Consider the following 20294-nt stretch of genomic DNA (forward strand, 5'->3'; position numbering starts at 1 on the left):
GGCATTCCTTCTTACTAATGACCATATCCATTTCCTGTCTTAAAAGCGTATTCCTAAGTTCCTGATTTTGCCCATACTGTTGCCATAAAATGGCATGACCGTGCCAATCAGTGGCATAAGCGGTATGTTTTCGGGCATAAAATGAATAGCTTTGCGCTCGTTTTCCAATAATAACAGCATGTTGAACCTGTTCGATTTTAAGCAAAGAGTGAATTATAAAAATGAAATCCTGGCCGGACTGACCGTGGCGATGACCATGATGCCGGAATCCCTGTCCTTTGCTATCCTGGGCGGATTTCCCCCGCTGGTTGGGCTGTATGCGGCTTTTATCATGGGGCTGGTCACCGCTGTATTTGGCGGCAGACCGGGTATGGTATCCGGCGGGGCAGGTGCTACTGTGGTAGTACTCATTGCGTTAATGCAGTCTCACGGTATCGATCATGTGTTTGCGGCAGTAATGCTGGCAGGGGTGCTACAGATCCTCGTGGGGGTGTTTAAACTCGGTAAATTCATCCGGTTGGTACCGCAGCCGGTGATGTATGGGTTTGTAAACGGACTGGCAGTCATTATCTTCAGTTCCCAACTTGAACAGTTTATGGTGGTTGGAGCTGACGGCGCGCATGCCTGGATGACCGGCGCACCATTATATATCATGCTGGGTCTGGTGGCACTTACAGTGGCGATCGTATTGGTCTTTCCAAAGATCACGAAGGCGGTACCGGCATCCCTGGTGGCGATCATCGTGGTATTTCTACTGGTTCTTGGTTTCGGTATCGATACCCGTACGGTTAAAGATATTGCCTCGGTAAGTGGAGGTTTCCCGCCTTTTCACCTGCCAGCAGTACCTTTAAATCTGGAAACCCTGCGCATTGTCTTTCCCTACGCATTGATCATGGCGGGAGTGGGATTGACGGAGAGCCTGCTGACACTCAACCTCGTGGATGAAATGGTCGATAATAAAGGTAACAGTAACCGGGAATGTATCGCACAGGGAAGTGCCAATATGCTCAATGGCGTGTTCTCCGGAATGGGCGGTTGTGCCATGATTGCGCAAACCTTTGTCAATTTGTCCGCAGGAGCGCGTGCAAGACTCTCTGGTATCATTGCTGCTATGACCATCCTGCTTGTAGTCCTGTTCGGTGCGCCTGTCATTGAACGGGTACCGATGGCCGCCCTGGTCGGCGTGATGATCATGGTGTCTGTTGGTACTTTTGAATGGAGCAGTTTCCGTATTATCAATAAAATGCCAAGGCCTGACGTGATCGTAGGTATCCTCGTGGCACTGATCACCATCTGGTTACATAACCTGGCATTGGCAGTGCTAATAGGGGTGATCCTCTCTGCACTGGTCTTTGCCTGGGAGAGTGCCCGCCGTATCAGGGCCAGAAAGTATCTAGACAGCGAAGGGATAAAGCACTATGAGATATATGGCCCGCTGTTTTTCGGCTCCGTTACTGCTTTCAATGACAAATTTGATGTACAGGAAGACCCTGCGGTGGTGATCATCGACTTCAAGGACAGCCGTATAGCAGATATGTCTGGTATTGAAGCGGTGAATAAACTGACAAATCGTTATAAAGAGGCCGGTAAGGTCCTGCACCTCAGGCACCTGAGCGAAGATTGTAAATTATTGCTACAGCATGCATCGGCTGTGATCGATGTAAACGTTATGGAAGACCCGCATTACCGGGTGGCCAGCGACGGAATAAAAGGTTAATTTTGAATCGACATTGGAGCTAACTGATAACGTATGGACTTGACTCTTGACTCAACTTATCAGGCCGCGGTAAAAGTGGCCGACGAAATAGAAAATCATTTCTCAAAACACCTGGCTATTGCCGCTGTAAGTGGCGAGGAAGACCTGGCGACAGTTCCTCACACAAAATTCATAGAAAAGATGCTGGACGTGGCTTTCTGGGCCAGTCTCCGCAGGGAAGAAGGCATTCCTACCCGTATCTCCCTGGCATTTCTGAATCCCTGTCAGGCAGGGAAACCGCTAAAGTTTGCCAGTAAACTGCCTTTCGATGTACGTGTACTGACGAAGCTGGCCCCTGGTGTAGAAAGGGCGGGTGTACATGTGGGTGTCTGGTACGAAGGCGATAGCCTGTATATCTGGGGTACCACATTAAAACTGCCGAACTTCTGCTTTGTACTGGATGTATCAGAACCGGGTTTGCTGGTGGTAAAACACCGCCGGAGTGTCGGGCTGGGCAAGTTCGCCAATGTGGCAGTACTGAAAGGGGATCAGGTGAAGATCGTGGATGAATCATGCGGCCTGCTGCCGGATAGTCCGGGCATCGTGACCTCTTTACTGGGCCTGACCTCTTCTGCCGTGTGGAACGATCCGGTGAATGTCCTGATCCAGATAGCTGTTTCTATGCGGGCGCACAAAAGGGGGGGGATTTTACTGGTGGTACCTTCCGGTAGTACCAGATGGAAGGAATCGATCGTGCATCCGCTGACCTATCCTTTAAATCCTGCATTCTCCGGGGTGGCTGATCTTGTTCGTCAGGACGGAGGAAAAGTAACAGAGATCTTCTGGCAGAATGCGCTGCGACGGGAGGTAGATAATATCACCGGACTGACCGCCGTGGATGGCGCTTCCGTGATCACGGATAAGCATGAACTGGTTACTTTTGGTGCAAAGATCACCCGCGCCCCCTGGTCTACACGCGGGGTAGATAAAGTGGTGATGATCGAACCAGTGATTGGTGGTACGCCCGAACTGATGCATCCGTCTGCGATTGGTGGTACCCGTCACCTGTCAGCCGCACAGTTCGTTAATGACCAGCCGGATGCGATCGCCCTGGTCGCTTCCCAGGATGGGTACTTTACCGTGTTTTCATGGTCGGAACAGGTGCAGCTTGTGCAGGCGCATCGCATAGACACGCTGCTTTTATAATCAACCGGTGTTGATAGGGTTATCCTGTTGCGGAGCTTACAGCAAGCTTTGTAACAGGATAATTTATTTCAGGAGCGTTTGGTCAATGCATGCCTGGCGCAAGTGAGGAAGTTGCCTGCCGGAAGAACTGCCAGAACGCGGTCAGGTCAACTGTTGTTTTGCGGGGAATAACAAGTGAGCAAATATAGTGGTCTGATATGCAGCAGATTGCCTTGTACTGTATCAGGTGCTTAAACTCACCTGTATATAAATGATCGTCCTCTTTTACCAGTGACTGTATCTCCAGCACCTTCATGTCCATGGTTAATCCTGTTTTAAGGATCTTGGACAACGCTTCTTTCATCGTCCACAGCATCGTCGTAGTGGCTGTTTCTGGCAGAGAAACTGTTGTCAGGAGTCTGACTTCATCTGGTGTGAACTGCTCTTTTATAACGTCTGTATTGACCTTATTTGTTTTTTCTATGTCGACACCTAAGGGATGTGCTTCCGGATACGCCAGTGCGATACCCAGGTTATCACAGTGGGTGATACATACCTGCAGGTTACGGGTGACGCTATACTGTACAATCGGGAACTGGAATATGCCAGCGGTGATAGCTATCTTTGTCAGGTCTTCATATGCCGCCATAGCGCCAATAGCCTTTTTAGCAGTAAGTCGTCCAAGCAGATAACTATGCTTTCTCCTGTCAAAGCGCAGGCTGTTATAATATTCCAGTTCTTCCTGATGTAACAGCTGAAGTTTCAGTATCAGGTCCGGCAGATCAGCCTGAAGTATACAGAATCCCGCCTGGTAGCTAGTCGTTTCCCTGATCAGTTCAAATTTTCCTCGCTGGATTAACATAATATCAGTCTGATTTTCAGTAAGTAATTACGGCCTGTTTGTCTTTTACGTGGCTTGGTGGCCAGTTATTTGACCATGAGATACATCCGCTACATGTTTTCGTATAGATATCAGTGAAGTAAATTTCCGCTGCTATTAATTAGTAGAAACATACCTGTCTAATATCTGGCTAATGGTATACAGTATATGAATTTACATACATCCTGCCAAAAACTCTCTGTTACTGACTGAATCCGGATCGTTTTCCGGTAGCTGGCTTTAGAACTGCCTGTTACGTACTCTTTTTGATAGTGTCACCGGAGCACTGATCAACCGCGTCTTGAAAGACAGGAACATTTCTCCCAGCACAACGCCCTTCTTTTCCTCACCGGATTCCTGTACGCCACGTAATAGTCTGATGGACAATATACCCAGTATGGCGCTCATTGTCCAGATCACCTGCTGGTTAGGTAATAGATCCGCCAGCATGCCACCCATCAGGGGCGCTGCTGCTGAACACAATGCCAGCAGCATATTTTTTGCCGACAGGTAGACCATCGCATGCGTGGAAGGGGCCAACTTAATACCCAGGTTATTCAGCGAAAGGTTGATACCGGAGTTGGCCACGCCGGTCAGTATATTGATGAGTGCCAGTACAGCAATATTAAACTGTACGGAGGCTGAGATCGTCGTAAATGCCCAGGTGAGCATGCCTGCGATGTACAATGGTGCACAGATCAGTATGACGGTCTTGTTACTGTATTTATCAGAATACCGTCCCCATATGCGCACGAAAAGGATGCCGCTGAGCTGCCCGGTGATAGCCATTATAGTTACCATAAAAACTGACAGCTGCATAGTCTTCAGCATGTATACTGTCAGGAACGGGGTAGCCAGGTTTACACCAAATATCCAGCTGCCATTGAAGAACAGCAGCTTCCGGAAATTGACGTCACGCAGTGGCAGTGCATACTGTTTTACAATGTTGGACGGCTGCACAGTCGCCAGCGGCTCAGGCGTCCGTATCAGCAGGTATAAACTGGATAACCCTGCTACCGCACCTGCAAGGAACAGTGTCGTTAATGCCGCCGTTTCATATTCGGGATACCTGTTTTTAATATAGTCAATCAGCAGCGATACTGTCAAACTAAGTGTCACATTCAATATTTGTGTCAGTCGTGTCCGCTGTGCATAGAATGTCCCCAGCTTCTCAACGGGCAGCAGGTCTTTCATCCAGGAGTTCCAGGTGGCACCTGCCAGGGAGCCAAACAGGTAATGGAAGAACAGCAGGAGGATCAATGTATGTATAGTTGTACCCATTGTGAATACAAATGGCATCAGCCCGATAATGATCAGTGGACATCTGGCGAAGGCGGTACATACCACTGTAATAACGCGCCGGTTATTATATCGCTGGGCCAGCCAGATGGCAAACAGCTGGAATATATTGGTCAGGGTGGGTAAGGCGGCCAGCAGACCGATCTGGAAGTTACTGGCGCCCAGCTTGAGTGCCAGTGCTGTGAGGAAAGTTCCTCCAGTCAGCACAACCATTGTTTCTACTGCGAGCCCATCTTTGGTAACGAGGTCCATCCCTGCATTTACCTGTTCTTCTGTTAACTGCGTTGTGGGTATTAGTTTCATTAGTTCTCCATTCGTCGATGCCGACTAGTCAGTTTGTTGCGGTGTTCTTCTTTAATCTGGATAAGTAGCCTGTCCTATGGTAAATTCCTCTCTATTATAACAATCACTATTAGCGTGTAAGACGGCGCAAAATTATGACATACAATCCGATATTTTTATTCATCACACATACCCAAAAAGTAGTAGGTTCCCCTGTTTATCGGAAAAAAGCATTTTTAGCATGGCAGATTATTTGTAATAATACCTGTAGAAAAACTTTTTCTATGCTGGTACCATTAATTGCACTGGCGGTCGTAGTTGTAGGCGTCGTTATTTATCTGGTGCTTCAGACAGGAAAGAAGACCAGAGACCAGGGAAACAAATAACAAAACTAATGATATGACAAAAGCATTTGAGCGCATTAAAAGCAGCGCAGAAAACGTTGACCTCACTGATAGTCCTCAGGACGAACAAAAAATGCAACGGGAAGATATCGAAATAGAATTACCGGATGTGTCTGATATACCGGGACAGGAACATATACATGTGGCACCTTTGGGAGAGTTGGCTGACACAACGATCTCGTCTGCGGATGAAGAAGGCGAGGGGCTCTTTGATGATGAAGACGATCTTGATGACGCTGCAGATGTAACAGCGGAAGAACGACAGGACCTCGAGACAAGCGCAAATGTCACTCCCGGGGAGGAAGACGCAGACAATCTGAGACGGGCATCTCTTGATGACACGGATGAGGATGGAGATCCTTTAAATGAACGTGGCTTTGGTGAGGAAACATCAGGCGCAGACCTGGATATTCCCGGTGCGGAACTGGATGATGAAAACGAGGATATTGGCGCCGAAGATGAAGAGAATAATGCTTATAGCAGGGGAGGGGTGAACAATGATAATATGACCGAAGGAACACCCTGAGCAATCTCAATAATTCAGTGAATAAAATGTAAAGGGTATATCAGATACATATCTGGTATACCTTTTTTTATGCCCTGATCCCGATTCGATAATGTCATTATACCATCACTAAAAGGTCACTTAAAGGGCACTTCAATAGCTCCTGGATATTGAAGTGCCCTTTAAGTGACCTTTTAGTGCCCTTTAAGTACCATTTTAGTATGAAGATCACATACTATTTTAACCAGGTTGAATTGGCTAAAAAGAATAATAAATAACGTTAATGAACCGTGTTGTGCTAATGGCTTTTCTTTCCCTGGTAAGCCTTGTCCCATTCAGACATCGCCTCCTCCACCGATTTTCCGCTGCCGAAGACGCCTTGTTCTTTATCCGTACCAAGAATGCAATGGTACATCTCTCCGTCCCTGTAAACGGAAGGCTGGAAATTCTTTACGGATGCGGGTAAATTCTCCTGAGAATAATCCACATGAATGATTTCTTTATCAATGGAAGTCTTTTTCATAAAGTTGTGTTTATTAACTGCGACAAAGATTATTCCATGCCACCTATCAGATACTGATCTGTTTGCAGGCTTCATAGAACTTCTGCAACAGGATATTAGTGAAGTTTGTTCTGACGGCAATGACGTCTTCCTCCTTTTCAACAATTCTCCCGCATCTGACAGGCTTTTGCTGATAACAGATGGCATAGTGTGCAAAGCGCTCCTCGATCCCTTCTTCAGGTACGGGTGATGCATAACCCGTGATAGCAATGCCCCAGTCCGCAGTAAACATAGTAGCCACCTGCATGGCCATCTGTATAGCTACTTTTTCCGACACGCAATTGCAGTTGCCGGCGTGGACTGGATCGACATGCAGATGCCTGGCTTTTTGCCCGATATTATAGGCAGTGATACCTCCCTGGAAGATTTGCGTTGCACCGTCTGCCAGGGAGAATGCCACCTGTAGCTGACCTGCCGTAACACTTTCCGCTACGGCGAGCGTCTCCTGTTTCTTCTGTAGTAATACTGAGATATTGTTTATTGTATCTATATCATAACCGTAAGCCATCATATCATTACCATATTTTTATTACGATAACACCAGTCCTTCCAGATCTGCGTCTGCAGGGCCGGTGATCACTTTGCCATCATAATTGTACCTTGCTCCGTGACATGGGCAGTCCCATGATTTTTCAGTCTGATTCCATTTTACATCACACTTCATGTGTGTACAGGTGGGGTTCAAAGCAAATAATTTACCTTCTTCGTTCTTGTACAAAGCCACTTTCTTATCATGATAACGTACCAGTTTCCCTTCTCCGGGCGCGAGGTCTGACAGTTGTTTAAGTTCATCTGCAGAGAAGAGTTTGCCGAAGAACTCTTTTATTACATCGGTATTATGGGTGACGAAACTGGTGAACCCTGCCACTGGTTTAATCCTGTTCGGATCAAACAGTTTTTCCAGTGTGGCATTTTCTTTCATGATGATACATTTCAGCAGCTGTGCAGAAACGGTACCATATGTCATACCATTACCACCAAAGCCTGAAGCGACATATACATGGTCTTCATGCCCTGGCAGATACCCGATGTAAGGTAATCCGTCCGTCGGCTCGAAGTACTGTGATGACCAGCGGTAAACAATCTCTTTTACGCTGAAATGTTTGCGCGCATGTGCTTCCAGTGACCGGAAACATTGGTCTGTATTAATTTCTTCGCCTGTCTTATGGTCTTCCCCACCAATGATCAGATAGCGCTGGCCATTGACGATCTGTGTGCGGTAATAATGATAAGGATCGTACATATCATAACTGAGATCTTCCGGATAGGCCTCGTCTTCCAGTGTTACTGCCATTGCATAACTGCGGTAAGGGCTGCAACGCAAATGTAACAGATTGATGCCCGGGGGAATATGAGTGGCATATACCACATCCACAGTGCTGAATACGCCACTTGTCGTGGCGACTTTCATCGTATCATCTTCTGTTACGTTGATGACACGGCATTGCTGTATGATAGTGCCACCAGCAGCTTCAAATGCTTTCGCCAGCCCCTGGATATACAGCAGCGGATTAAATTTCGCCTGACCCGTAGCCCTGACTGCCTTTCTGAAGGGAACCGTAACCGGTATGTCTGTGATATAGTCTATATTCAATCCAGCATCAGCAGAACTCTTTCTGATCTTATCAAGTTCTTTCTCCTGATCTTCATCCTGTGCAAAGAGATAAGCATCTGCTTCCTGAAAGCCACAATCAATGTTGAACCTGGTGACATTATTCCTGATCAGATTGAGGGCCTCGGCTGTTGCATGTGCCACATGTTTCGCATTTTCCTCCCCGAAATTCTGTGCGATGACATAATAAGGTACATCAAGCAAGGTGTTCAGGTGGGCGGTTGTACCACCAGTTGTACCAAAGCCCAGCTCTTCTGCTTCTACGATCAGGCACTGTTTACCGGCCTCCTGTAACAGCAGGCCGGTAGTGATACCTGTGATGCCACCGCCAATGATCACGACGTCGTATTTTTTATGCCGGTCAGCCCTGTTAGTTGTAAGATATGATTGCACATTTCCCTGCCACAGGCTGGTTTGCGCGCCGTCTCTGTTTATCATGTCATTTCAGTTTTATTATCTTTAAAATGATCAATTTGTATGCCCGCCGGGACCGGATCAGGGGTTGAGTACAACCTTCACACATCCGTCTTCCTTCTTTTTGAAGATGTCGTATGCATTACTGGCTGCAGCCAACGGTAGTCTGTGTGTAATGATATCGTTCAGTGTGACGCGCCCTGAAGAGACCAGTTCCATCAGGTGATCTATGTACCTGTGTACAGGCGCCTGCCCGCTTTTGATCGTGATACCTTTGTCAAAAATGCGGTGCAGCGGAAAGTTATCATACGGACTACCATACACGCCGACTACTGTCACTGTTCCACCGCGTCTTACCGCTTTGAAACAGTTCTCCAGTACCTTTGATGTACCTTTCTCTACATTGATGGTAGCCTTCACTTTTTCAAAGAAGGTGCGGTCGGCTTCCATGCCTACAGCATCCACACATACGTCTGCACCACGACCCTGCGTCAGGTCATAGATGGTCTGGATAGGATCTACTTCAGAAGAATTGATCGTTTCCACGCTGTTAGTATTCCGGGCCATGTCCAGTCTGTACTCAACAGGATCAATGGATATAACTCTTCCGGCGCCCTGTATCCACGCGGCTTTCTGCGCCATTAGTCCGACAGGACCGGCGCCAAAGATGGCCACTGTTTCGCCGCCTTTGAGTTGAGCCCAGTCGATAGCGGACCATCCTGTAGGGAAGATGTCTGTAAGAAATAGTGTCTGTTCATCTGTAAGATTATCAGGTACCAGCCGCGGACCGAAGTTCGCATAAGGCACCCGCGCATATTCTGCTTGTCCACCTGCATAGGCGCCATACAGATCAGTGTAACCAAAGAGTCCGCCACCTTTGCCAGACGTCATATCTCCCTGCGGACCATAGTGTTCTTTGTTGCTGTTTTCGCAATGAACGGGTAGCTGATGGTTACAGAAATAACAGTTTCCACAGGCAATTGGGAAGGGAACGACGACCCTGTCACCTTTTTTTAGTTTAGTGATACCAGACCCTGTTTCTTCAACAATACCCATGAACTCATGGCCCATGACCTGGTCTTTTAACTGCGGAAAGAAGCCGTCATAGATATGGAGATCTGAACCGCAGATAGCGGTAGATGTCACTTTCACAATAATGTCTTCTGCATGTTCGATGCGTGGGTCTTCGACTGTGTCCACACTAATGTCTCCGATTTTATGGAATACAGCTGCTTTCATAAGATGATATTTTATGTGTGAGGAAATAATACTTAAACCAGGCAGGAGTAGGACGGCGTAACCATTACTTCTGTAAAACCGTGCCATGGCAGGTGTGCAACACATTGGCGACCAACCTGGCTTATGCGGTGTGACTAGCACACATTAAGTGTAGAACTCTTGGGGCAATTGGGTATAGTGGTTGTAACGCCTATGAAAGGGATATGGCAAATAATCTGCTATCAGTAGCGTTCGCCGGGGAAGCGCTTCCACTCAGCGCTTTATACGAAATAACAAATCCTTAAAGTAAGATGCTATAAATCAATAGTTTTCAGAAACGAATGTTTGGTTTGTTTATTGTTTCAGCATTTTCATAGCCCATTTTAGAATAACGAATCAATATGTCTGGTGAATAAAGGCACATCGGGAAGGCGTAAGCACATTTTTGTTACCAACTGTCAATCCTATTCAATTATATATATGACGACTACACAGCAGCGGCCCAGGCTGAAGATATTTACTTGGCATATTCACGGAAGCTATCTGTATTACCTGTCACAAGGCAATTTTGATATCTATATTCCTGTCAATGAGCAGCGCACACCTGGGTACTTCGGGAGGGGAAAAACATTTCCGTTTGGAGACAATGTACATGAGATTCCTGTAAAGATGGTGAAGGACTTCGACTTTGATGTGATCCTCTATCAGTCAACAAAAGACTATCTCGTAGATCAGTACGATATTCTTTCCCCTTCACAGCGCAGATTGCCCAGGGTGTACCTGGAACATAACACACCGGCAAAAAATCCTGTTACAACAAGGCACGTCGTAAATGACCGCCGTATCTGCCTCGTGCATGTAACACACTATAACCGGTTGATGTGGGACAATAACCGTACTCCGGCAACAGTCATCGAACATGGTGTGACGATGTCTGACATTCCGTATACCGGCGAACTGGAAAAAGGGCTCGTCACTATTAACCACTTGCCACAACGTGGCAGGGGACTGGGATGGGATATCTTTCAACAGGTACGAAATATCATACCTGTTGACCTGGCAGGTATGGGCAACGGGGATGATGGCGTAGGAGAGATCCTGCATCCGCAGTTACCAGCCTTCAGAAGCCGGTACCGTTTCTATTTTCATCCTGTAAGACATACCAGTCTGGCACTGGCAGTATGTGAAGCGATGATGCAGGGATTACCTGTCATCGGACTGGCCACTACTGAGCTGGTGACAGTGATAGAAAATGGCAGGAACGGATTCATTCACACGGATATTAACTATCTCATCAGAAAGATGAAACTGTTATTAAATGAGCCCGAACTGGCCGCTCAGATGGGCGCAGAGGCGAAGGCCAAGGCGATGAAGCGGTTTGGCATAGAACGATTCATTGCAGACTGGGAAAGGCTCTTTCACAACGTCTGTAATGGCAACATGAATGAATTGATCTATACGGATCAGCTCTTTGGAAAGCAGCCGGTGGAGACTGATCACAGTACCATCGCCAGCGATATCTGACAATAAAAGGCCCGTTTATGAAAAGGATAGCATTTATCAGCGAACATGCATCGCCACTGGCTGCTTTAGGTGGTGCTGACGCGGGGGGACAGAATGTGTATGTGGGAGAGGTCGCCAGACAGCTATCTCTGAAAGGCTACCAGATCGATATCTTTACGCGGCGGGAAGAAACAGCACTACCGCGGATAGTGGCCTTTAATGACACCATCCGCATCATTCATGTGGATGCCGGCCCGGCAGAAGACATTCCCAAGGAGACCCTGTTACAATACATGCCTGCTTTCAGAGATGACATGCTGTATTTTATACAAACCGAACAGCTATCCTACGAACTGATACACGCTAACTTCTTCATGTCAGCACTGGTGGCAATGGAGTTGAAATCACTGCTCGGAATACCGTTCGTGGTGACTTTCCATGCTTTGGGACATATACGCCGTATCCATCAGGGCGACAATGACAGATTCCCGAAGGAGCGCATCGCTATTGAGGAGAGAGCTGTGAGGGAAGCGAGTATGATCATTGCTGAATGTCCGCAGGACAGGGATGATCTCATCACGTATTATCACGCTCCGGTGGATAAGATCTCTATCATTCCCTGTGGTGTGAATACAGCAGAGTTTTATCCGATAGCGAAAGCAACTGCCCGTTCATTACTTGGGCTGCCTCAGCATGATTGCCTCCTTTTACAGCTGGGCAGGATGGTGCCCCGTAAGGGAGTTGATAATGTGATTGCGGCACTGGCAAAAATGCATTGTGAGCGAAGGAAGGTCAGGCTACTGATAGTAGGAGGAGATGCGGATACAACCACCGAACTGCAACGTCTGCAACAGCTGGCGGCGGAGCTCGATGTAAAGGACCGGGTCTTGTTCGCCGGACAAAAGTCGCGCGAAGAATTAAAATACTATTATGCTGCGGCGGATCTTTTCATCACTACGCCCTGGTATGAACCGTTTGGTATCACGCCACTCGAAGCCATGGCCTGCGGTACGCCGGTTATTGGCAGTAATGTAGGTGGTATTAAGTTCAGCGTCGCTGAAGGTAAAACCGGTGCGCTGGTACCTCCCCAGGATGCGGACGCATTGGCGGCAAAGATCAGTTCATTACTGCGTTCTCCGGCCACACTGGAAGAAATGAGTGCAAATGCCATCAGAAGGATCAATAAACTGTTTACCTGGGAACTGGTCGCACAGGACATCCATACCCTGTATGAAAAAGTGACTGGTAATAATACGCTCTACCCGGACAGTTTCTTTTCCGGTCAAAGCATCCGTTTATGAAAAAGGCAATATTTATAGATAAGGATGGAACACTGATCAGTGATGTCCCCTACAATGTAGATCCTGACAAAATAGTGCTCACTGATGGAGCAGTAGAAGGTTTAAGGCTTTTACAACGTAAGGGATATGCACTGATCGTAATTTCCAATCAGGCAGGCGTGGCGCATGGATACTTCGCGGAAGAAGACCTCGAGCCTGTTATCTTCAGGTTACATCATCTGTTGGGCAGTGCGGGTATTACGCTGAACGGATTCTATTATTGTCCGCATCACCCGATGGGAAAGCTGTCGCAATATACCGTCTCCTGTAACTGTCGTAAACCAGCGCCAGGCATGATACTGAAAGCAGCAGCTGACATGAACATCTCACTGCAGGCATCCTGGATGATAGGGGATATTCTGCATGATGTGGAAGCCGGTAACCGTGCGGGCTGCCAGTCTGTGCTGATCAACAACGGTAACGAGACCGTATGGGAAATGAACGAATATTCCCGGCCGGCATATATCGCAAAAGACTTACTGGAAGCAGCAAGGCTTATTATCAATCACTCTACTGCAAACTATAGCACATGGAACTCATATATCAGTCATTGATCAGGTCTTTTGTAGAACCGGCAGTACTTGTACTCGGGGACCTGATGATAGATACTTACCTCAGAGGGGCGAGTACACGTCTTTCTCCGGAGGCCCCCGTGCCTGTAGTAGACATCAGTTCCCATACATCTGTATTGGGAGGTGGCGCGAACGCAGCAGCCAATTTGCGCCAGCTGGGTGCACAGGTTACATTTGTCAGCCTGATGGGAAACGACTATGCCGCAGAACTGGCCAGTGGACTACTTACGAAGGATGGGATCAGGAACGAAGTGGTAAGATGCGATACAAGACGTACCATTACCAAGACAAGAGTGATCGCCGGACAACAGTTGCTCACCCGTTATGATGAGGGCACAGAACTGCAGCTGGATGCCATGTGCGAACAACAGATCATCACAGTACTGGAGCAACAACTTCCATTACATAATGCTATACTGATCGCAGATTATGGAAAGGGGCTTATTACGCCTGGTATTATTGAAGCGCTGGAACGACTGAATAGTATCCACAGAAAGTTCCTGGCTATAGATGCCAAAAGATTAGACAGGTACAAAGCGCTGCAGCCCGATGTAGTAAAGCCTAATTATAAGGAGATCATTACACTGCTGGGTATTGCAGAGCAGCCTGATTGTAAAGCGAGACAACTGGAGGAGCTGGGAGCCTCCATTTACGATGCGACAGGTGCGAAGATAACGGCTGTTACACTGGATGAAGAAGGTGCCCTGATCTTCGAGCAGGATAAATTGTTATGTCATACGTCCGCCCGTCCGGTTAGCAACCCCAATGTATCTGGTGCCGGAGACACCTATATCAGTGCATTCACATTGTCCTGTTTGTCAGGTGCTACCCCGGCAACAGCCGCTGAAGTAGCTGGCATGGCAGCATCCATTGCCATCCGGAAGAGTGATACCGCACATTGTAAGCTCAGTGAACTGGTGGCCTGTTTCTCTATGAAGGATAAATACATCCGTGACACGGCAGAACTGGATGCGCTCTGCAACATGTACAGAGCGCAGGGTAAGAAGATCGTGTTTACAAATGGCTGTTTCGATATTCTGCATAGCGGACATGTCAGCTATCTGGAACGTGCGGCATCACTGGGAGATATTCTGATCGTAGGGGTGAACACCGATGATAGCATTAAGCGTTTGAAAGGCTCCGAAAGACCCATTAATCAGCTGAATGACAGGGTCCAGGTACTGGCGGGATTAGGTGCAATTACACACCTGATAGCCTTTGGAGACGCGCAGCATGATACGCCGGAACCGCTCATCAGGATCATACGCCCGGATATATTTGCCAAGGGAGGTGATTACAGCCGGGAATCGCTGCCGGAAGCTGCTGCTGTAGAAGAATACGGGGGAGAGGTGGTATTACTTCCACTTGTTCCGGATCGTTCTACTACGCTGATCATTAAACGTATCTATACTACTCCTGTTCTAAAAGTTGCGGAGGCATAAATGAAAACTGAATGGCACGCATGCCGTCGTATACTGTGCATACGTCCTGATAATATCGGCGACTTGTTGATGAGCACACCTGCTATAAAAGCACTGAAGCAAACATTTGATTGTCATATCACCGTACTTGTATCGTCCATGGGAGCAGCCATCGTGGAAGAAATACCTGAAATCGATGCTGCTATTGTCTGCGATGTTCCATGGGTACAGACGAATAAGACGCCAACCCCCACTGACTTTACTGATCTGGTACAGCGCCTGAAGGACGAACACTTTGATGCCGCTGTGATATTCACTGTGTACAGTCAGAATCCCATGCCATCTATTTTGCTGGCATATCTTGCAGCGATCCCACTCAGGCTCGCCTATTGCCGCGAAAATCCTTATCACCTGTTAACGCACTGGGTACCTGATGAGGAACCTTACTCCTTCATCCGCCATCAGGTAATAAGGGACCTGGAGCTGGTAGTTAGGGTAGGAGCAGTGATCAGGGACCGGCAGTTTAGTTTGCAGATAAGGCACCAACTCTGGCCGGCAATAGCAGATAAGCTCCGGGCGATCGGGGTGGATCCTGACGCGCCCTGGATCGTCTTACATCCGGAAGTATCAGAGCAGAAACGGAAGTACAGTACGGAGGACTGGATTACTATTGGCAAACAGATACGGGAGGCTAATGGTTGTCAGTTGGTGGTAACGGGAAAGTCAAATCAGGAAGAGGCACAGGAAATGGTGAATGGTATTGGCGATAAGGCTTTTAATACAGCTGGTTTGTTCAATCTCGCGGAGCTGATCGTGCTGATCAGCCGTGCGGCTTTATTACTGTCAGTGAACACCGGTACCATACATATTGCATCTGCTGTACAAACGCCGGTACTGGTGCTGTATGCGTTGACGAATCCACAGCATACTCCCTGGTGTGTACCTTCAAAAGTGTTATATTTTGATGTACCGGTTGATCTGCAAAGCAAAAATGAAATTGTGAGATATGTGTATCAGTCATTCTCCAGGGAAGACCTGCCATTAGCACTGCCTGAACGTGTAGTTGAAACGGCGTTGACAATGCTGGCGAGCAGGAATACTCCGTCAGGTAGCTTCCAGCAGCCGCATACCTTGCCTTAATACGATCTCGTAGTCTGGTTCACTTGTCCAGTCGATGGTGTAGTGTAGCTGCTTATTCAATGGCGCCCATCTGCCAGGTTCTCCGTCCATACTGATCACCACACTCGGCGTCTCAAATGCTGCCGCCATATGTGAGACCCCTGTACAGTTCGATAATAGTGCCCTTGCATTTTTGATCAATACCCCCAGACTGCCTAATGTCGTTCGTCCGGCAGTATTCATTGACTTATGTTTCATCAGTGAGGCTACTTCTTCCGTCAATGGTCTTTCATCTTTCGTACCCGTCAGTACGATCTTCCATCCTTTCTCTGCGAATTCATCGGCCATCGCGGCGAACATATGTGGAGGCCACTGCCGCCAGCTGCCTCTTGATCCTGGATGTACACACAGGTACTCCTGTGCTTCCAGTGGAAGGCACAACTGATTGAATTCATCTACATCCTTTGCCGTGACGGGAAACTCCAGGTGTGTACCCTGTCGGGGAATATTGAGATATTCCATCAGTAGCAGATGCCGTTCTATTTCAGATACATCTGTGGGATATTCAAGGAACAGACCCGCATCCGGACAACCATCTTCCTGCCGCCAGTATCCGGCTGTATAACGTGCGCCGAATAAGGCCACCATCGGATTGACTATTGATCCGTTGCCCTGCATCTGTATGGCAAGGTCAAAGTGTTGCTCCTGCATGCTACTGAGGAAGGGCGGAATTTGTGCAGGCACTACTGATTGCTCCGGGAGTCCGGGGAATCCGGGGAAGTGAACAAATTCATCCAGGTAATGATGGAAGCGTTCTACGAAGGCTGCCTCCCATGGTAGTCCCAGCAGCGTAATATGAGCGTCGGGGAAAGCTGTGCGCAGTGCGCGGAATGCGGGAACTGCGCACAACATGTCTCCAAGCTGTAATGCACGGAATACAACGATCTTTTTTATAGGTGTCTGCATATTACAGGTAAAGTACTTTATAGCGCCATGCCCCATACAGACTCCAGTAAGTGGCCGCAAATGGGATGGCAGCAGATGTTACGATCATTTCTAGCACATGGGATATCCGGTGTGACGTATGTCGCAGCCGTCTCCCTGCAAATGTTCCTACCAGCAACAACCATGCACCGATCATCACTGTTGCCGCCGTAAATTCTCCGCTGAACATCAAACTGATACCGAGCAGAAAACAGGCGATCATTACATAATAGTTCCATGCCGGCCGGCGTTGTATCCGGTTTCGGTACATACCAGGGAATTTCTTATAAAGCAGGGCATTGAAAATATTTTTCTTCTGTTCCTTTATACTTATGCCCCAGGAGGCTTTCCGCACAGGATGGACAACTACCGCATTTTGCAGATGATAGATGGGAATATTGTGTTGCAGCAACCTGAACTCCAGATCACTGTCCTCCCGCCATGCGGCTTCAAATGATTCGTCAAATCCGCCGACTATTTCCAGTGCCTCTCTTGTACACGCACAATTGGCTGTGACAAAGTCGCTCTTTTCCAGCTGCGCGGTATTGAGCTCATAGTCGGTGGGACGTCCTTTAATAGGAACCACTACACGTCCTGTATAGACGGCAACTGCATCGCCTTTCCATCCGTGCCACAGACTTTGCAGCCAGAAAGGATCTGGCTGTGTATCATCGTCTGTAAATGCTATTAGCGGTGCGTCACTGGCTTTCCAGCCTGCATTTCTTGCGGCAGCCGGCCCTTTTTTACCAGGCAGTGCAATGTATTTTACATCGATCAGGCCTGCATATTTCCAGCTGCAGGCTACCTGACGGGTATACTTGTCAGGACCATCACTCACAACGATCACTTCGAACGAGCCCAGGTCAAAAGATTGCTCTTCGAGGGCTTTCAGACAGCGCGACAGTAGCTCGGGTCGTTGATAGGAGGGAATAACAACACTGATTTTTTTGTGCATAGTGCTATTTTATTTCTCGATTAAAAAAGAGCTGATTACAAGTGCATCAAACGGTGATGACCAGAAACATTCTACTGCATCACGGGGTGTGCAGACGATGGGTTTACCGAGTGTATTGAATGAGGTGTTGATCAGTACAGGTACTCCAGTTTTTTTATAGAATGCCTGTAGCAGATCATAGTAACGGCTGTGCTGATCACGGTTGATCGTCTGGATACGTGCTGTACCATCTACATGGGTGACCGCAGGTATTTTATCTTTTTTATCCTCTTTTACATTATATACAAACAACATGAAGGGCGAGAACTGTGCATCTTCGAACCATTCACCGGCAGCTTCTTCGAGTACAACAGGAGCCACCGGACGGAAGTCTTCGCGGTCTTTTACCTCGTTCAGTCTGGCCTGCATATTTGCAGAGATAGGAGATGCCAGTATAGAACGGCTGCCTAATGCCCGCGGACCAAACTCCATGCGTCCCTGGTACCACCCGATGATCTTATCCTCGGCTAACAGCGCAGCAGTTTCTTCAGCTACGTTGTCCAGTTTCTTATAAGGTGTTTTGGTCCAGTCGAGAAATGCTTTTATCTCTTCATCGCCATATTCCGGTCCCCAGTAAGCGTGGTCCATCCGGAAAGTTTTTTCCTGGCTACCTCTTTCTTTTGCGTCCGTCCACATAGCCGCACCCAGCGCGGTTCCTGCATCTCCGGAAGCAGGTTGCACCCAGATGTTCCTGAAGATACCGGCATCTCTGATCTTCGCGTTCAGCACACAGTTCAATGCTACTCCGCCGGCAAAGCAAAGGTTTTCGGCATGTGTTTCTTTATAAAGCCAGTCAGCCAGTTGCAATACTGATTCCTGCAATACTGCCTGTAAAGAATGTGCAATGTTGAAGTGATGGGCTGTGAAATCATCACCTTTCTTCCTTGCTGGCCCCAGCATTTCTACCATCAGCGCATCATCAATGGCATACTGCCCATTGTCCAGCATGCTGATCATGGAGCGGAACGCATTTACAAACACCGGTTTTCCGTAGGAAGCCAGTGCCATCACTTTATACTCATCGGAAGAGTGCAGGAAACCAAGGTGTGTAGTGATTTTCTCATACAATAATCCGAGAGAATGTGGCATGTTGACCTGACTGATACGTTGCAGGTCATTGTCTTTACCCATACTGAAGGTAGTGGTAGCCTTTTCCCCGCGACCATCTATCGTAAGCACCGCTGCCTCGTGATAGGGAGAGGGGAGGAACGCACTGGCAGCATGACAAAGGTGATGCTCTACGAAATGCCACTGGTCGTTCTCAAACCTGGCACCACGGAACCGTTGCTGTAAATGATGCGGATAGCCATCTACCAGTTGCCCGGGTGCGTTAATAATAGCTGAGAGAAATAACGGATCCCAGGGGGATACCCATTTCTCCGGAACAAATTGCGAAGGCTGTCTCAATGGAATATCTATCAGGCTTTTCTCCGCGTCCTCTTTCGGTAGGAGGATGAACGGATCGAAAGAATAGGAAATGTGGTCCACATCACTAAGATGAATATTGGCAGTTTTCAGACAATAATCTATCGCATGATAGGGCAGTTCGTAAGCAGAGAACGGAATAGGCCGTTTACCATGTTTGATGTGCGTGAAACGTTCATCTTCTGCGGCAGCAATGAGCTGACCATCTTTTACGAGACACGCGGCAGAATCATGAAAAGCGGCGTTGATTCCAAGTGTATACATGTTGAATGGTTTTATCAATAAGAATGGGTTAATATGTAGCGGTCAGTAATAAGGGCAATGATCAGTGGATACCGGTCATTGCCCTGTGAGACGTAGCTACGCTACGGGTTAACTGTTTTTAGGAGGCTCCCATTGTACCTTGTCGGCCTCGCCATCTGACAGATTGTTTTCTTCAAGGTCTTCCTCGTCAAGTTCAGGCGTATCATCCAGCGCTTCTTGGTCATCATCCTCATCCAGATCATCTTCCAGGTCATCATCTTCCAGGTCATCTTCTTCTCCTTCCAGACCGCCTTCGGCGTTAATATCATTAGGATCCTCCTGCTGGTCTTCTGCGAGATTAGCATTTAGTGGATCTTCATCATTTCCTGGTTGCTCTTTGTCATTAGGCAATTGCATAAGAGTAGTTTTAGTGGAGTGAATTAATAAACACTGTACTATCAACAGCGGCACAAAGATTACGCCATCACAACAGGTTAGGCATTATGAACGGATGGCTCCCCCATAAAAGGGAAAGCTTATCTACACACATATGTAGTATGAGAAACAATTGTGCTGAAACGCTTACAGTCAATGGTACATGGCACGTTTATGGGCACCTGGTAAACAAAGGCACTC

At 47.7% G+C, this 20294-nt stretch carries 18 protein-coding genes; 8 read left to right on the plus strand and 10 right to left on the minus strand.

Translation table 11 applies throughout. The features are described 5' to 3' along the window. The first annotated feature begins 178 nt into the window (after window positions 1–178). Both GWR21_RS30905 and GWR21_RS30910 read left to right on the plus strand, forming a co-directional pair. Window positions 179–1717 carry a SulP family inorganic anion transporter gene (locus GWR21_RS30905; protein WP_162335543.1) on the plus strand — a complete coding sequence of 513 codons (1539 nt, stop codon included), beginning with the start codon at window positions 179–181 and terminating at the stop codon, window positions 1715–1717. A gap of 33 nt (window positions 1718–1750) precedes the next feature. Continuing rightward, the gene (locus tag GWR21_RS30910) at window positions 1751–2902 is read left to right on the plus strand and encodes a putative sensor domain DACNV-containing protein (protein WP_202929019.1); all 1152 of its coding nucleotides are present in this window, start codon (window positions 1751–1753) and stop codon (window positions 2900–2902) included. 82 nt (window positions 2903–2984) lie between these two features. Here the strand turns inward: GWR21_RS30910 and GWR21_RS30915 are convergent, their stop codons facing one another. Then, complete coding sequence (locus GWR21_RS30915) at window positions 2985–3743, minus strand: 4'-phosphopantetheinyl transferase family protein (protein WP_162335544.1); 759 nt, start codon at window positions 3741–3743, stop codon at window positions 2985–2987. A 258-nt stretch (window positions 3744–4001) separates the two neighbouring features. Further along, on the minus strand, window positions 4002–5363 hold the full coding sequence (locus GWR21_RS30920) for an MFS transporter (RefSeq protein WP_162335545.1): 1362 nt from the start codon (window positions 5361–5363) through the stop codon (window positions 4002–4004). Between the two features lie 378 nt (window positions 5364–5741). Between GWR21_RS30920 and GWR21_RS30925 the strand changes: the two genes are divergently transcribed. Next, window positions 5742–6272 (plus strand): hypothetical protein, encoded by a 531-nt coding sequence (locus GWR21_RS30925; RefSeq protein WP_162329740.1) that lies wholly within the window; start codon window positions 5742–5744, stop codon window positions 6270–6272. Between the two features lie 277 nt (window positions 6273–6549). Here GWR21_RS30925 and GWR21_RS30930 read toward each other — a convergent pair whose 3' ends face one another. The 4 genes from GWR21_RS30930 to GWR21_RS30945 are packed head-to-tail and all read right to left on the minus strand — an operon-like array spanning window position 6550 to window position 10078. Beyond that, complete coding sequence (locus tag GWR21_RS30930; RefSeq protein WP_162335546.1) at window positions 6550–6774, minus strand: hypothetical protein; 225 nt, start codon at window positions 6772–6774, stop codon at window positions 6550–6552. A gap of 46 nt (window positions 6775–6820) precedes the next feature. Further along, a complete protein-coding gene (locus GWR21_RS30935) occupies window positions 6821–7324 on the minus strand; it encodes a CinA family protein (RefSeq protein WP_162335547.1) in 504 nt (167 codons plus the stop codon). A gap of 18 nt (window positions 7325–7342) precedes the next feature. Beyond that, the gene (locus GWR21_RS30940) at window positions 7343–8863 is read right to left on the minus strand and encodes an FAD-dependent oxidoreductase (protein ID WP_162335548.1); all 1521 of its coding nucleotides are present in this window, start codon (window positions 8861–8863) and stop codon (window positions 7343–7345) included. Between the two features lie 57 nt (window positions 8864–8920). Beyond that, on the minus strand, window positions 8921–10078 hold the full coding sequence (locus GWR21_RS30945) for a zinc-dependent alcohol dehydrogenase (protein ID WP_162335549.1): 1158 nt from the start codon (window positions 10076–10078) through the stop codon (window positions 8921–8923). Window positions 10079–10537: 459 nt separating this feature from the next. On the opposite strand from GWR21_RS30945, the gene GWR21_RS30950 reads away from it, so the two are divergent. From GWR21_RS30950 to GWR21_RS30970, 5 genes are read left to right on the plus strand one after another with little or no spacing between them, the layout of a single operon-like run. Next, window positions 10538–11581: a glycosyltransferase gene (locus GWR21_RS30950; protein WP_162335550.1), complete on the plus strand. Its 1044-nt coding sequence runs from the start codon at window positions 10538–10540 to the stop codon at window positions 11579–11581. Window positions 11582–11598: 17 nt separating this feature from the next. Beyond that, window positions 11599–12861, plus strand: a complete 1263-nt coding sequence (locus tag GWR21_RS30955) for a glycosyltransferase (RefSeq protein ID WP_162335551.1) — start codon at window positions 11599–11601, stop codon at window positions 12859–12861. Next, on the plus strand, window positions 12858–13454 hold the full coding sequence (locus GWR21_RS30960; RefSeq protein ID WP_162335552.1) for a D-glycero-alpha-D-manno-heptose-1,7-bisphosphate 7-phosphatase: 597 nt from the start codon (window positions 12858–12860) through the stop codon (window positions 13452–13454). Before GWR21_RS30955 ends, GWR21_RS30960 begins: the two co-directional genes overlap by 4 nt. Beyond that, window positions 13430–14914: a D-glycero-beta-D-manno-heptose 1-phosphate adenylyltransferase gene (gene rfaE2 / locus GWR21_RS30965; protein ID WP_162335553.1), complete on the plus strand. Its 1485-nt coding sequence runs from the start codon at window positions 13430–13432 to the stop codon at window positions 14912–14914. Before GWR21_RS30960 ends, rfaE2 begins: the two co-directional genes overlap by 25 nt. Next, a complete protein-coding gene (locus GWR21_RS30970; protein WP_162335554.1) occupies window positions 14915–16033 on the plus strand; it encodes a glycosyltransferase family 9 protein in 1119 nt (372 codons plus the stop codon). Here the strand turns inward: GWR21_RS30970 and GWR21_RS30975 are convergent. The 4 genes from GWR21_RS30975 to GWR21_RS30990 all read right to left on the minus strand — a co-directional run bounded on the left by GWR21_RS30975 (window position 15998) and on the right by GWR21_RS30990 (window position 20075). After that, window positions 15998–16978 (minus strand): glycosyltransferase family 9 protein, encoded by a 981-nt coding sequence (locus tag GWR21_RS30975; RefSeq protein WP_162335555.1) that lies wholly within the window; start codon window positions 16976–16978, stop codon window positions 15998–16000. The genes GWR21_RS30970 and GWR21_RS30975 overlap by 36 nt on opposite strands. A 1-nt stretch (window position 16979) precedes the next feature. Further along, window positions 16980–17951: a glycosyltransferase family 2 protein gene (locus tag GWR21_RS30980; RefSeq protein ID WP_162335556.1), complete on the minus strand. Its 972-nt coding sequence runs from the start codon at window positions 17949–17951 to the stop codon at window positions 16980–16982. Window positions 17952–17960: 9 nt separating this feature from the next. Next, window positions 17961–19679: a carbamoyltransferase family protein gene (locus tag GWR21_RS30985; protein ID WP_162335557.1), complete on the minus strand. Its 1719-nt coding sequence runs from the start codon at window positions 19677–19679 to the stop codon at window positions 17961–17963. A gap of 108 nt (window positions 19680–19787) precedes the next feature. Beyond that, a complete protein-coding gene (locus GWR21_RS30990) occupies window positions 19788–20075 on the minus strand; it encodes a hypothetical protein (protein WP_162335558.1) in 288 nt (95 codons plus the stop codon). Window positions 20076–20294 lie beyond the last annotated feature (219 nt).

The sequence above is a fragment of the Chitinophaga agri genome (assembly GCF_010093065.1).
Classification (GTDB): Bacteria; Bacteroidota; Bacteroidia; order Chitinophagales; family Chitinophagaceae; genus Chitinophaga; species Chitinophaga agri.